The following is a 14879-nucleotide window of genomic DNA, read 5'->3' as shown; positions in this document are numbered from 1 at the left end:
CGGAGGAAAGCGCTTTCCGTCATCGACGTCCTACGCTGTCGTGATGTCCGCCCACGGCCACTCCACCGACACCGCGGCACCGGCCACCACGATCGCGCACGCCACGCAGACGTCCGCCCCCTTCGCCGGCCCGGCCGATCCGGGCGCGCCACTCACGTGGGGCCAGCGCGCGCTGTGGATCGCCATCCGCCGCCACGGCGCCGCCCACGCCATGTTCAGCCTGCGCCGAGTCGTCGCCGCCCCGCGCCGGACCGCGCTCGACGTGCCGACGGCGCTACGGGCGGTGGGCGCGCTCGTCTCCCGGCACAGCTCGCTGCGCACCCGCGTGCAGGAGGTCGGCGGGCAGCTGCGCCAGGTCGTGGCCGAGCAGGGCGAGCAGCCGGTGCTGGTGATCCCGCTCGAAGAACCGCCGGGCGACGGCGGCGCGGCGCTCGCCCAGCAGGTCGCCACCGAGCTGGCGGCCACGCCGTTCGAGCACGACCGGGAGTGGCCCCAGCGGTTCGCACTGCTGGTCGCCGACGGGCAGGTGCGCCAGATCGTCGTCGTGCTGAGCCACACGACCGTCGACTTCCGGGCCGCCGAACTCGTCCTGCGGGACCTGCGCCTGCTGCTGGTACGCGGCGAGGTGCCCGCGGCCCCGCCCGCGCAGTCGGCCGACATCGCCCGGCTGGAGGACGGCGAGCGCCTGCGGCGGCGCTGCGAGCGGGCCGTGCGCTACTGGCTCGACAGCCACCACCGGCTGCCCGCCGACACCCTGCCCGCCGTCGGGCCGGCACGCTCGCCCCGGTTCCAGCGCTGCGTGCTGACCTCGCAGGCCGCCGACACGGCCGCGCGGGCCGTGGCACGGCGCGAGCGGGTGTCCAGCTCGACGGTGCTGCTGACCGCGGTCGCCGGGGTCATCGCGGCCTGGTCCGGCCAGGACACCTGCGGGATCTACACGATGGTCAACAACCGGTCCGCCGACGAGTACCGGGAGGCGATCTCGAAGCTCAATCAGCTCGGCCTGCTGGTCATCGACCTCGCCGACCGGCCGTCGTTCAACGCCGCGCTGCCCCGGGTCTGGCATGCGGCGGTAGAGGCCTACCGGCACGCCTACTACGACCCCGAGCGCATGGCGGCGGCGCACGAGCAGGCCGGGCTGCCGTACGCCACAGGGGTCAACAAGCACTGCTACTTCAACGACATCCGCCTCGCGCCCGAGGCCGACGCGCCCGGCGAGGACCTCGACGAGGCCGCGCTGCGAGCCGCCCTGGCGCGCAGCGGCTTCGCGGTCGCCGAAGGGCTGGACACGTTCACCTGGCTGATCCGGGTGGAGGTGATCGACGCGCCCGGCGGCATGGGCCTGGCCGTCACCGGCGACACGGCATACCTGCCGCCGGACGTGGCCGAGCGGTTCCTGCGCGACGTCGAGCGGCTGCTGGTCGACGCGGCGCTCGGCGTGCTCGCCTGGCCATGGTCCGAACCTCGGCTCGCCGAGCCCGTTGCGCCCGCCCGCGCCGCGTGAAACGATGCTCGGCAATATACGCCTCTCTATATAGGAGGTTGTCATGGTGCGTGCGCTCCGCCACGTCGCCGCTCGCCTGATGGGCAGGTCACAGGTCAGCGGCCGGTACCCGTACTGGTTCTACAACTACCCCGAGTAGGCCGACCCCGCCCCGAAAACCCGGTCGCAGGACCTCGATCCGGGGACCTGCGACCGTAGGGAGAACGCGATGGCACGGGCCGAGCAGCGCACCCGGCCGCCGGGGCCGCGCGGGCACTGGCTGATGGGCAACACGCCCGCGTACGACGACGACCGCATCGGTTTCCTGCGCCGCACCCACGCCGAGTTCGGCGACGTGTTCGCGTTCGACGAGCGCACGGTCTTCGTGACCGATCCCGCGGTCGCCCACGACGTGCTCGCCCGCACCAACACCGACTTCCTCACCGAGCTCGCGCCGTTCGACGCCCAGCCTGACCTGGGTCACGCCGCCGCCGAGGCCGGGGCCTGGATGTCCGCGCGCCGCACGGTGTGGCCCGGACTCAACCACACCGCCGCCGCGGCCGCCGACGCCCGCACCGTGGAGATCCTCGACGAGCTCGCCCGGCCCGCCACCACGCACGAAGTCGACGTCCTCCCGCTGGCCCGCGCGTTCACCGCGTACGCCGTCGCCGACTACTGCTTCGGCCGCGACGCGGCGGGCCTGCCCGAGCTGCTGGCCGACAACCTCGACATCACCGAGCCGTTCACCGCGTCGTCGTACCAGTTCCCGGCCTGGCTGCCGCTGCCCCGTCACCGCCGCTTCTTCCGGGTGCACCGGCACACCGTGCGGACGCTGACCGACCTGGTCCGGCGGCGGCGCGGCGACATCCGCCCGGAGACGCCGCGCGACCTGCTGGACTTCCTGCTCGACGCCGACCCGGCGATGCCCGACGGCACGGTGATGGCCACGCTGCGCGGCATCCTCATGGGCGGGCACGGCATCCCGGCGGCCGCGATCGTGTCCATCGTGCGCGAGCTGGCGCTGCGCCCCGAACTGGTCGCCGACCTGCGCGCCGAGGCGGGCGACGCCCTGCCCGCGGCCCGGCTGCCGCTGGCCGAGGCGGTGGTCAAGGAGGTGCTGCGGCTGTATCCGCCGGTGTGGCTGATGACACGCACCGCGCGCACTCACACACACCTCGCCGGCTGGTCGCTGAACCCGGGCGACGAGGTGCTGCTGAACCCGCACCTGATCCACCGCGATCCGCGCTGGTGGGAACGCCCGGACGAGTTCGACCCGGGCCGCTGGCTGACCGGACGCCCCGCGCCCCGCATGGCCTACCTGCCGTTCGGAGCCGGACCCCGGGTCTGCGTCGGCTCGGCCCTGGCGATGCGGCAGCTCACCCTGACCACCTCCCGGCTGGCCCAGGCGTACACCGTCGAGTCGTCCAACGCTGCCTCGGCCGCCCCCAGATTCCTCGGCCGCCTCGCCCCCGCGGACCTCTGCGCCCGCCTGGCCCCCACCGGCCGCTGCCCCATGGCATGAAAGGAAGGGCACCTCCACAACGCTATGCGTTGTGAAGGTGCCCTTCCTTTCCTCAGGTCAGAGCTTGCCCGCGCCTGCGCCGGCGGTGACGGAGGACTTGACGGTGGCGGAGCTCTGGGCGGTGTAGGCGTACGGGACCGCAGCGACGGAGCCGTTGGTCTCGCACGGGCCGGACGCGGTGAGCAGGTTGTCGCGGGCCACCAGGCGGCCCGGGTCGGAGTCGGCGTAGCCGCTGGCCGACCAGCACGCCTGCACCACGTTCTCGAACACGTTGCCCTCGACGAGCACCCCGGCGTTCATCGTCGAGGCGATGCCGTACGACGAGGTGTTGTTGTCGATGTTGGAGTAGTAGTTGTTGTAGACGTGGACCGTCTCGCCGAAGCGCACCCGCGGGTTGCGCTCGAAGGTCCGGTCGAACCAGTTGTGGTGGTACGTGATCCGCAGGTGGCCGACGTCCTCACCGGAGTTGCCGTCGGAGTGCCCGACCAGCGAGTTCTTCCAGTGGTTGCGCAGGATGTTCCACGACACCGTGATGTAGTCGCCGGCGTGCGTGATGTCGACCATGCCGTCGTAGAAGTCGACGTCGCTCTCGATGGTGCTGGACATCGTGTTGTGGTCGATCCAGATGTGGGTGGCGTTCTCGATCTGGATCGCGTCGCCGCCGGGCACCCCGCGGATGTTCAGGTTCTGGATGATCACGTTGGCCGGGTGCATGTCCTCGATGTTGAGGGTGGTCCCGGAGATGCCGGAGTTCGCGCCGACGCCCTGGATGGTCTTGTTCGCGGTGACCTCGATGGTGCCCGAGCCGCTGAGCATGCCGTTGACCAGGATCGTCCTGGTGCCGGCGGCCTGGGCCTGGGTCCGCAGGTCGGCCCAGGTGCTCACGGTGACGGTGGTCCCGCCCGCGCCGCCGGTGGTGCCGCCGGCCTGCGTGGCCCAGCCGACGATCCCGCCCGGGGGCGGCGGCGGGCTGGTGCTCGGCGAGGGCGGCGCCGACGGTGACGCCGGTGGCGAGGCGGGCGTGGTCGGCGGCGTCGACGGGCTCGGGCCGGCCGCGTCGGTCGCCAGCACGTCGTCGAACGAACCGGCCGTGTAGTTGGCCAGCAGGCCGGCGCGGCCGGTGGCGTAGGAGCCGTCCGAGACCGACACCACCTGGGTGCCGTTGACCGAGCCGACCAGCGAGCTGCCGGTCGCGCTCAGCGAGAGGGTGTACCAGGTGCCGGTCGCCGCGGAGAACGGTGCGGAGGCCAGCGTGGTGGTGCTGCCCTTGCGGATCTGGACCGCGGTGGAGGTGAGCACGAGGGCGTAGAAGTTCGACGTGCTCTGCACCCGGGCGGCGACGCCGATGCCGCGCGAGGCCGAGTTGCTGAACGTGTTGGCGCGGACCTTGGCCGAGACCGTGGCGGTGGACCAGGACGTCGAGCCGGACAGGGCCTTGGCGCTGGCGCCGGTGCTCGACTGGGAGTAGGCGCCGGACGACACCGACCAGCTGCCGCCCGAGGTGCTCCAGCCGGTGGCGTTGCCGTCGTTGAAGTCGTCGGACAGCAGCGTGGCCGCGTTGGCGGCCGCGCCGACGGTCAGGACCAGCGCCGTGACGGTGACGCTGACGGCGGCGGCCAGGGCGCTGCGGGCGCGCCTGCTGCGCCGGAGGGGGACGTGCGCTTCCTGCACTGTGGACCTCCCTGTGTTGGAATGCGCTTTCCGCCAACATAGGAAGGTACATATATGTCAGTCAATGGCCTTGATTTGCAGCTTTGTTGCATTGAATGAGGCAAAACGCCCATAGCCGACTGTCGGCCGGCCCTCATTGGATAGCTATTGCCAACTTTGCGGCGTGGGTCGTTGTCCCTCCGTTCGCAGGATGGGGACGATTCTATGGCAAGCGCTTTCCGGTAGCCACCGGTCGCGTGCCGCCACCGAGGTGGCCGGCAGGCCGTCAAGTGATCACGACGACGGCCCCATCGGTCGCCATATCGGCGATGATCGCTTCACCATCGCTCAGTGCAGCCAGCCAGGTCAGCTTGTGCCGGCCGGGTGGGGTGTCCGGCGGAACCCGGCCACGCAGAGTGAACCGCATGCTGCCGTGCGCCGCGATACTGGTGGGGGCACACGTGATGCGCCGCCAGGTATCGGTCGCCTCGGCGGCGAGGCCGAGCCGGTAGACCGGGCAGGAACGCAACTCGTAGTCGCGGGGAAAGGCGTTGTCGATCCGCACCGTGTAGGTGAAGTCCTGTCCGGCACGCAGAGTCGTCGGTGCCTGGACGGTGGCGTTCAGGGGCGCGTAGTCCAGAGGCGGCTCGACGAACCATGGGCTCACGTCCGCGCCGCACACATCGGTCAGAACCCGGAACTCAGGCAACTTCAGCTGCCTGGTGCCGACGGTGAGGACGAGAGCGCGGTATGACCGGGGGTTCTGCCCTTCCGGACAGGTGGTGGCCGCGCGGATGTGGATGCGGGCGGGCTCGCCGGGATCGACGGTGGCCGGAAACTGGCGGGTGATGCGATCGTCGAGCGGGCCGACGCTCACGGCGGTGATCGGTTCGGACATTCCGGTCGCGACGTTCGTGCCGGACAGTTGCGGTGTGCCGGACAGGGTGCAGCGCTCGCTGTTGTTGGGCCGCAGCGCGAACCCGGTCGACGGTCCCCAGGGCGCGGACTGGACGATCCACTCCAGCGACTCGACCCGGTCCAAGCGGCACGGCTGCCGGTCGGGGCGGGGGGAGCGACGCTCGATCAGCGGCTCCGCTGCCTGCTCGGTGGCGTCGACCGTGGCGAGGGTGGTCGGTGGCGGGGTCGTGGACCGGAGAGTTCCGGTAAAGGCCACACCGGTCAGCAGTACCGCCGCGGCGACAGCCGCGACCGACCTGTTGCGCCTGCGGCGGGTGATGCCGTGCTCGACCCTTGCCACCGGGTCGGGCCAGCCGGGCACGGGGTGCGGTCCGGCGTGCATCGCGGCGCGGAGGTCGTCCTCGATCGTCTGCGGGTCCATGGTCACAGGGCACCTTCGCTGGTCAGTTGCTGGTGAGGATCGTCGGTGAGGTCGCGGCGCAGCCGGGCGATCGCCCGCGACGCGGTGCTCTTGACCGTTCCTGCCGAGCAGCCGAGCGCCTCGGCGATCTGCGCTTCGGAGTAGTCCAGGTAGTAGCGCATGACCATCACCGCCCGTTGCTGGCGCGGCAGACAGGACAGCAGTCGCATCAGCGATCCGTCGGAGGGCTCGGCGTCAGTCACGCTGGTGTCGGGGGCGTCGCTGACGAGGCGTTCACGGCGCAGCGACCGGACGCGGTTGAGGTAGCGGTTGGTGATGATCCGACGCACGTATCCTTCTGGGTCGCCCTGCCGTTCGATGCGCCGCCAGGCCATTCCGGTGCGTTCCAGCCCGTCCTGCACCAGGTCCTGCGCGAGGTGCGGATCGCCGCATAGCAGGTACGCGTATCGCAGCAGCGCCGCATGCCTGTTGCGCACGAATTCGGCGAACTGTTCGGGCGCCGCCCATCTCATCACGAACCCAGGACACCGCAGAGGCAGAGTTGGTTGTCACGCGTGCGGCGCGCTGCGCTCACGGCGCCTCTGCCAGGATCCGCGACTCCCCCGTCTGCCTCGGCGACGGGCGGCCGGACGAGATCCACGCCCACCGAATCGCCTGAACGCCTACACCGGGACGCGGAGATGTCCGTGTCCCGGCTTGCTCGGCACGTCAGGCGAACGCCTGCGCGTTCTCCCGACACCACTGGGCGAACGTGCGCGCCGGTTTGCCCGTCACGTCCTGCACGGTGGGCACGACGGTGTATCCCACCTCCGGGGTGTTGCCGTATGCCCAGATCAAGAAGTCGATGATGTGCGGGGCGAGACCCTCGCCGGCCCACTTGTCGCGAGCCTGCGCCTCGGTCAGCTCCTCCAGCCGGATCTCCCGCCCGATCGCCTTGCCGAGCAGCTCGACCTTGTCCGCCACGGTCAGCACGTCGGGGCCGGTGACCGTGTAGACCTGACCGCCGTGGCCGTCCTGGGTCAGCGCCGCGGCCGCGACCGCGGCGATGTCGGCCTCGTGCACCATCGCGCTGCGGCGACCGATGAACGGCTCGCTGACCACGCCGTCGCGGACGGCGGGTGCCCACTTCAGCGCATTGGCCATGAACTCCACCGGCTGCACGACCGTCCAGGCCAGGCTGCTGCCACGGACCGCCTTCTCGACGCCGTTGTCGGCGTTGCCGCCGAGCACGGTCACCCGCTTCACCCCGGCTCGCTCGGCCAGCTCGACGATGTCCGCGCCGGTCTGCAGCGGCTCGTAGCCACCACCGTCGAAGGTGATCAGATGCACGGCTTCGACGCCCTCCAGCGCTGCGCCGAGGCCGGCCGTATCGGTCAGGTCGCCGACGACCATCTGCGCTCCGGGCAGCGTGGCGGCGGGGTTGCGAGTCAACGCCCGCACCGAGTGTCCCTGCTCGACAAGCTGCGCGACGATCTGACGGCCCACGGTGCCGGTCGATCCGGCGATCAGAATTCTCATACGCAGAACGCTAGCGGCACATTAGGAACACTTCGTTCCTAATACTGCGGCTCTTTTCGCGTCCCTGACCGACGGGAGACCGGCGTTCGCTCCTGCTCCTGACGACACCGCCGGCCGGGGCCGAGCAGCGGGCCATTCGCGCCGGCCGAACTGAAGAAGGAACCCACCGAACTGCGGTGGCTCCGTGAAGACGCCCAAGAGGAACAGCGGGCCTTGGCCTGGCCGGAACCACCACGCATGGGGCCCGTGACGGGACACCGGAACGACAGCCGCCGTGCGGGTCGGGTCGATCCGCACGGCGGGCTTGCTGCCCCCGAGTGGATGTCACCGGGCCGGTGTGGTCGAGGGGCCGGCCCAGCGTCATCGCGACTCAGTTACGCATGGTCCACTGCTGGTTGGTGCCGCCGTGGCAGCTCCATAGCTGGATCTTGGCGCCGTTGGCGGTCGCTGCGCCTGCCGCGTCGACGCAGAGCCCCGACTGGACGCCGGTGATGGTGCCGTTGGCGTTGAGGTTCCACTGCTGGTTGGTCTGACCGCTGCAGTCCCAGATGATCACGGCGGTGCCATTGGCGGTGCCGCGGCCGGAGGCGTCCAGGCATTTGCCCGCGACGGTCAGTTGCTTGCCGGAGGTGTACGTCCAACGCTGGGGGGTGCCTCCCCAGCAGTCCCACAGCTGCATCTGGGTTCCGTTGGCCGTGGCGCCGTTGGGCGCGTCGACACACCGGCCGGAGCCGGTCCCGACGATCATCACGTTGGAGCGGCTCGGCGGCGGGCTGCTGGGAGGCGGGCTGGTGGGTGGGGCGCCGCCGTCCAGGCCGAGGAAGGAGATCGAGTAGGCGAGCATTCCGGCCTGGGGAAGGGTGTGTCCGGTGCCGGAGATGCTCACTGCCTCGACAGTGGCCTGCGTGCCGGTGCTGCCGTAGCGGGACCGGGTCCAGGTCGGCTGCGGGCTGTCGGTGTATGACGGCGTCTGGCCCAGGCCGTTCAAGGTGGTCCACTGTTCGACTTCCTCGTTGAAGTTGGGGTAGGCCAGCGTGGTGTCCGTGGTGCCGTGCCACAGCTGCATGCGCGGGTAGCGGCCGGTGTAGCCCGGGTACATCGCTCGGGCGACGTCTGCCCACTGCTGCGGTGTCTTGCCGACGTTGCCGCTGGAGCACTGGCTGTTCCACAGGGAGCCGTCGCTGGTGGCGAAGCATCCGGCGGGCACGCCGGAAAACGCCGAGCCGGCCGCGAAGACGTCGGGGTATTCGGCGGCCAGGACGTTGGTCATCATCGCCCCGGATGAGAAGCCGCTCACCACGATCCGGGCCGGATCGACGTTGTATCTGGTGCGGGCCCAGCCGACCATCGACATGATGCCGGTGGAGTCGCCGCCGCCGTCTCGGCGCAACGCCTGCGACGTGGAGACGTCGAAGCAGCGTCCGGAACGGGTCGCCTCCGGCAGGACGATGACGTAGCCGTACCTGTCGGCCGCGGTCACGTAGTCACGGCCGTTGCCGCCGACTATCGCCGATGCCGATCCGCCGCAGTAGTGGACCAGGACGAGCAGCGCCGGGCGCGATGCCGTCGTGTCGGGCGCGTACACGTACATATTGAGGTTGGTGGGGTTGTTGCCGAAGTTCACCACTTGCGTCAACGTCGCTGCTGCGGCTGGCTGGGCGGCCACGGCGACGACACCCAGCGTGATCAACACGCCGGCCACCGCCGCGGCGAGCATTCGCTTGGTTCGTGTGTGGACTGTCGTCACGGTGGGATCTCCTAATCTTGGCGAGCCGAGGCGGCACCGCGGGGGCGGCGTAGGACTGGAGCGTTCCGACGGCACGGCCGGGCCGCGGTACCCCTGTACGGGGAGGCGGTCGGTCGATGTGCCGGCACGGGTCAACCGAGCCACGGTGTTGTGGCCGGTGGCGCGACCGGGGGTGGCCCGGTGTTCCTTCACCCTGCGGCTGCGTGGACGACGCTCGGCCCGGGTACTCGCCCGTGATCACGAAAGAAACTTTGTGCGCTAAAGCTGCGCCGCACACATCATATGACTAGCCGGCTATGGTCGGCAGACGGCTTGCGACCGACGGAGATTGTCGGGGCAGTCGACGCGACGGCCCCGAGAATCTCACGTTCGCTGGAGTCAGACTGCCACGATGCTCCACTGGTTGTTGGTGTTGGTGTTCGGCGTCCACATGACGCAGGTCGATCCGGCCGTCGTGTTGCCCGCGCCGTCCAGCGCTGTGCTCGTGCCGCGGTTGATGATCTGGAAGCGGCCGTTACCCATCGCGTTGAGCCGCCACTGCTGGTTGACCCCGCCATTCCACGCCGATTGCCGGCACGGGGCCCCGTTGGCGGTGTTGCCCCAGCTGTCCGCGACCATCCCGTTCGTACGGTTGACCATCCGGTACCACCCGCCGCCCAGATCGACGAACTGCCACTGCAGGTTGTTCGACCCGTCCCAGTTCCACTGCTTCACATTCGATCCCGATGCGACATTGCCGCCGCTGTCGAGGACCAGACCGGTCGTGCCGTTGGCGATCCGCACATACCCGGTCGGGATCGGGCTGCCGGCCGTCACCTTCAGCGACGCGATGGCGTCGTTGTTGCCGGTGTTGCGCAGGTCGGCATTGTCGGCCGGAATCGTCCAGCTGGTGCCTGTGAAGCCGTCGTTGGCGTAGCCGACGACCTGGTATCCCGCGGAGACCCGAACCGAGGAGATGACCCGCAGGCCGATGCCGCGCGACTGCAGCGCCGCCGCCGAGTAGTCGCCCGGCCCGAGCGCCGCGCTTGCCCCGGCGTAGTTCGCGTCGGCGTACACGGTCGCCCCGTCCACGGCCTTCTGGGTGACCGTCACCCGGTAGGTGCGTCCGGCCTGCGCGGAGAAGACCAGGACGTCGGACTCCGGTCTGGTCGGCGTGACGACGTTTCCGCTGGAGTCGACGACTTGAACGGTTCCGGCGAGCGCGCGGCTGCGCACCCTGACGGTGCCGGCGCGGTCGGCTTTGACGACGATCTCGTCGGCCTGGCCTGCGCTCCACGTCGCGTCGACGGTGTACCCGCCCCGGCCGCGCAGACCGGTCACCTTGCCGCCGGGCCACGCCGACGGAAGCGCCGGCAGCACGTGCAGTTCGCTGTTGTGGCTCTGCAGCAGCATCTCGGCGATGCCGGAGGTGGCGCCGAAGTTGCCGTCGATCTGGAACGGGGGGTGCAGGTCGAACATGTTCGGCGCCAGCCGGTCGGTGCGCACGAGCAGGCGGATGAGGTTGTGCGCGCGGGCGCCTTCTTCCAGCCGCGCCCAGAAGTTGATTTTCCAGGCGAGCGACCATCCGGTTCCGTCGTCGCCGCGAAGCTCGAGGGTCCGCCGCGCCGCGTTGTAGAGAGTCGGCGTGCCGCGCTTGGTGATCTGGTTACTGGGGTGCAGGCCGTACAGGTGGGAGACGTGCCGGTGGTTCGGCTCGGTCTCCACCCAGTCGTACAGCCACTCCATGATGTTGCCGCGGGAGCCGACCCGCGTCGTGGGCAGCCGGTCCCTGGTGGCCAGCACCCTGGTCCGGAAGTCGCTGTCCACGCCGAGCACCTGGCTGGCCTGGGCCACCCCGTTGAACAGGTCGCGCAGGATCTGGTTGTCCATGGTGGGACCGGCGCACACGCTGACGCCGGAGTGATGGTTCAGTTCGGGCGAGTTCGACGGGTTGGTGACCAGGAATCCGAGAGCCGGCTCCTGAACCAGGCTGTCCAGGAAGAACTGCGCGGCGCCCTTCATCGCCGGGTAGTTCTGCTGCAGGAAGGTGGTGTCGCCGGTGAACAGGTAGTGATCCCAGATCATCGTGGCCAGCCAGGCGCCGCCGGTCTGCCACATGCCGGCCGCCGCAAAGTCCACCACCGATGCGCCCCGCCACGCGTCGGTGTTGTGGTGCGTCACCCAGCCTCCGGCGCCGTACTCCACCTGTGCGACCCGGGCGCCGGTGACCGTGAGGTCGTTGACCATCCGGAACACCGGCTCGAAGCACTCCGCGAGGTTGGTGGTGTCGGCGTGCCAGTAGTTCATCGGCAGGTTGGCGTTGAGGGTGTACTTCGACTCCCACGCCGGGCTCAACGAGTCGTTCCAGATGCCCTGCAGGTTGGCCGGCTGGGTGCCTGGTCGCGAGGACGAGATCAGCAGGTATCGGCCGTACTGGAAGAGAAGTGCGGAGAACTGAGGGTCGCTGACCGAGCTGTGCTGGGCGATCCGGACGTCGGTGGTCTGGTCGGCCGCCGACGTACGGCCGAGATCGAGCGTCACCCGCCCGAACAGAGCCTGGTAGTCGGCCACGTGCCGGCTGCGCAGAGTGTCGTAGGCCGTGCCCTGGGCCGCGTTCAGGCGCGCGCGGGCGATACCCAGGTAGTCGCCGTTGACGTTGTTGTAGTTGACGTAACTGGACCCGATGGAGATCAGCAGCGTCACACTGTCGGCGTTGGTCACGCGCAGGGTGCCGCCCGAGCTGCTGGTGCTGCCTCCCGTGGTGATCGCCTTCGCCAGCGCGACGAACCGCACCGAGCCGGCGATGCCTCGTTGATCCCCCGACCGGCCGTCCACGGCGATCGTCGTGCTGTCCGGGCTGGACATCGTGACGCGCTGCGGGCTGGAGTACGAGGCCGTGAACGAGATCGCCCCCGCCCGGTCCGCCGTCAGGCGAACGGCGATGACCTGGTCCGGCGCGCTGGCGAACACCTCACGCTGATACCGCACGCCGTTCTGCACGTAGGAGACCGTGGTGGTGGCGGTGGTCAGGTCCAGGGTCCGGTTGTACTGCGACGGCGTGCCCGAGGGAAACACCAGATTCAGGTTGCCGATCGTCTGGTACGCCAGCTGGCCGGCCGGCCGGCCGAGCATGTTCTGGTCGATCATGCTCTGGGCCTGGCTCCACTGGTTGGCGAAGACCAGGCGCCGGATCTCCGCCAGCGCACCCGCGCCCTGCGTGTTGCTGTAGTCGTGCGGGCCGCCGGCCCACACCGTGTCCTCGTTGAGCTGCAACCGTTCCGTGTCGGTGTTGCCGTACACCATGCAGCCCAGGCGCCCGTTGCCGATGGGAAGCGCGCGCAGCCATTCGGTCCCGGCACTTTCGTCGTACCAGAGGGCAAGGTCGTTGGCCGCGAGCACCTGTGCCGGAGCTGTCGCGCCGGCCGAGGCAGCCGCGGTCCACGCCCCCGGCGCCAACACCGACCCTGCTCCGGCGACCGCGGCGCCGAGTACCCGCCTTCGTGATACGTCTGTCATGTGTCCTCCAAGCAGGAGCGGCATGCCGGGTCATCCGGGCGACGGCCTCGACACGTCTGATCAGTGGGGGATGGTCCGTTTCTGGTTGGTACCGCTGCGGCAGCTCCCGGGATGGATCCGGGTGCCGTCGGCAGGTGCGGCACCTACCGCGTCGAGGCAGAACCGGGCCTGGCATCCGGTGGTGGTGCCGTTGATGTGAGCTTCCGCTGCGGATCGGTCGGCCGCTGCCGTCACGGATGATGGCAGCAGATCACCATGCCGCTTCAGCCCTGAAGCGCGGCCCTCTGCCCCGGACCGCATGTGCGTGGGACTGTGCAACGCTAACGACATCACACGTCACATGTCAACGACTGATGTCGATCCCGTTTCCGCCGAGATGCACGCGGGTCCAGACGCGCAACCCGGGACGGCGCCGACATCGCCACCTCGGTGACCGCCGGATTCATGAACAACGGCCAGGCGTGCTTCGTCGGCACCCGCATCCTCGCCCCGCACAGGGTCCGCGATCCTGATCCGCCCGGCCGAGACGGGCGTGTCCGGCGCCGGTCGGCGCCGGACACGCGCCCGGTGGGTCAGCGAGCAGGATCGGTCTGTGCCTAGCGCTGCAGGGTCAGCACGCCCGGCCGCCACGGCAGCAGGTTGTAGTCGCCTCCCGCGCTGGGGTTCTTGCCCTGGTAGAGGAACTGCAGGTTGCACGGGTCGATGGTCTTGGTCTGGTCGGGGTTGTTGCGGACCAGGTCACCGTGGCTGATGTCGTTGGTCCAGGTCGCCCCGCTGTTGGCCTTGCCGGCGAAGGGGTTGCTCTCGGTGGCGGCCTGGGGGGTCCAGGAGCCGTTCAGGCTGCTGGATGTGAAGGAGCGGAAGTAGCGTCCCTGGCTTCCGATCGCTTCGACGATCATCAGGTACTGGTTCTGGCCCGCGACCTTGTAGACCTCGACGCCCTCGAACAGGTTGTTGGTCGAGTCGGTCATGATCGTGGTGTAGTTCGAGCCGAAGCTGCCGGGGAAGTTCCCGATCGGCATGCTGGACCGGTAGATCTTGCCGTTGTCCCCGGCGAAGAACAGGTACATGTTCTGGTCGTCGCCGATGAGGGTCTGGTCGATCACGCCGTACGGGGCGTCGGGCAGGCTGGCGGTGGACAGCGTTTGCGCCGAGGACCAGCCGTTGGCGTTGGTCGGGTCGTTCGACGTCTTGTAGCTGAACGAGGTCGGGCCCCACTGGTATGCCAGCACCCAGATGTTCTTCGGGGCGAAGTACAGCAGCGTCGGCGCGACCGTGCCCTGGCTCATGCCGTTCTGGCTGGCCGAGGCCATGTCGGACCAGTTCGTGAACAGACCGAAGTTCATCGAGCTGTACGAACCTCCGCTGTTGACGTACGACCCGTAGACCAGGTGCTTGCCGTTGTAGACGACGTTGGTGAAGTCCTTGAGCGAGACCCACCCGTTCTGCGGGTTGGTCAGCGCGCCGGTCGAGGTCCACCGGTAGGTCGAGGGAAGTGAGCAGCCCCCCGGGGGCGGCGACGACGGGGGCGTCGACGGCGACGGCGACGGGGAGCTGCCGAACTGGGTCCGCCACTGCTGGTTGGTCTGGCCGTGGCAGTCGTACAGCTGGATCTGCTGGCCGTTGCCGGTGCCCCACACGTCCAGGCAGCGGCCGGACTGCACGCCGCTGATGGTGCCGTTGGAGTTGACGTTCCACTGCTGGTTGGTCTGCCCGTTGCAGTCCCAGATGATCACGGCGGTGCCGTTGGCGGTGCCCTGCCCGTTCGCGTCGAGGCACTTGTTGCCGTAGACGTTCAGCGCCTTGCCTGCGGTGTACGTCCACCGCTGCTGGGTCTGGCCGTTGCAGTCGTAGAGCTGCACCCGGGTGCCGTTGGTCTGCGTCGCGTTGGGCACGTCGACGCACCGGCCCGACTGCACCCCGACGATCGTGCCGGCGCCGCCGGGCGGCGGGCTCGAACTCGGCGGCGTGGTCGGGCTGACGGCGTTGAGGGCGTTGAGCACCGAGGTGTAGGCGGACTTCTTGTTCCCGTTGCCGTCGAACAGCAGCGGGCTCTCGCCGGAGCGCCAGGAGTCGCTGTCGCGCACGCCCCACACGGTGATGCCGATGCAGCGCGGCACGTTCA

Annotated in this window: 9 protein-coding genes; 2 read left to right on the top strand and 7 right to left on the bottom strand. The window is 69.6% G+C overall.

All coding sequences use genetic code 11. From position 1 onward, the window contains the following. Positions 1-43: 43 nt before the first annotated feature. Together ACFQO7_RS02020 and ACFQO7_RS02015 are read left to right on the top strand one after the other, a co-directional pair. Positions 44-1504: a condensation domain-containing protein gene (locus ACFQO7_RS02020; RefSeq protein WP_376804723.1), complete on the top strand. Its 1461-nt coding sequence runs from the start codon at positions 44-46 to the stop codon at positions 1502-1504. Between the two features lie 208 nt (positions 1505-1712). Continuing rightward, on the top strand, positions 1713-3005 hold the full coding sequence (locus ACFQO7_RS02015; RefSeq protein WP_376804722.1) for a cytochrome P450: 1293 nt from the start codon (positions 1713-1715) through the stop codon (positions 3003-3005). Positions 3006-3062: 57 nt separating this feature from the next. On the opposite strand, the gene ACFQO7_RS02010 is transcribed toward ACFQO7_RS02015, so the two are convergent. From ACFQO7_RS02010 to ACFQO7_RS01980, 7 genes are all read right to left on the bottom strand, one after another. After that, positions 3063-4676: a pectate lyase family protein gene (locus tag ACFQO7_RS02010; protein WP_376804721.1), complete on the bottom strand. Its 1614-nt coding sequence runs from the start codon at positions 4674-4676 to the stop codon at positions 3063-3065. Positions 4677-4941: 265 nt separating this feature from the next. Beyond that, positions 4942-5994 carry a hypothetical protein gene (locus tag ACFQO7_RS02005; protein ID WP_376804720.1) on the bottom strand — a complete coding sequence of 351 codons (1053 nt, stop codon included), beginning with the start codon at positions 5992-5994 and terminating at the stop codon, positions 4942-4944. A gap of 2 nt (positions 5995-5996) precedes the next feature. Beyond that, entirely contained in the window at positions 5997-6506 is a 510-nt protein-coding gene (locus ACFQO7_RS02000) for a SigE family RNA polymerase sigma factor (RefSeq protein ID WP_376804719.1), read from the bottom strand. Between the two features lie 196 nt (positions 6507-6702). Continuing rightward, positions 6703-7512, bottom strand: coding sequence for an SDR family oxidoreductase (locus tag ACFQO7_RS01995; protein ID WP_376804718.1), 810 nt, complete (start codon positions 7510-7512; stop codon positions 6703-6705). 370 nt (positions 7513-7882) lie between these two features. Next, entirely contained in the window at positions 7883-9259 is a 1377-nt protein-coding gene (locus ACFQO7_RS01990; RefSeq protein ID WP_376804717.1) for an extracellular catalytic domain type 1 short-chain-length polyhydroxyalkanoate depolymerase, read from the bottom strand. Between the two features lie 378 nt (positions 9260-9637). After that, a complete protein-coding gene (locus ACFQO7_RS01985) occupies positions 9638-12754 on the bottom strand; it encodes a glycosyl hydrolase family 95 catalytic domain-containing protein (RefSeq protein ID WP_376804716.1) in 3117 nt (1038 codons plus the stop codon). A gap of 596 nt (positions 12755-13350) precedes the next feature. Then, positions 13351-14879, bottom strand: a 1529-nt coding sequence (locus ACFQO7_RS01980; protein ID WP_376804715.1) for a non-reducing end alpha-L-arabinofuranosidase family hydrolase, incomplete at its 5' end; no start/stop codon positions are given.

The sequence above is a fragment of the Catellatospora aurea genome (genome assembly GCF_042663325.1).
GTDB lineage: Bacteria > Actinomycetota > Actinomycetes > Mycobacteriales > Micromonosporaceae > Catellatospora > Catellatospora aurea.
Note: the sequence above shows the minus strand (reverse complement) of the source record. Positions and strands in the feature narration are given on the sequence as shown.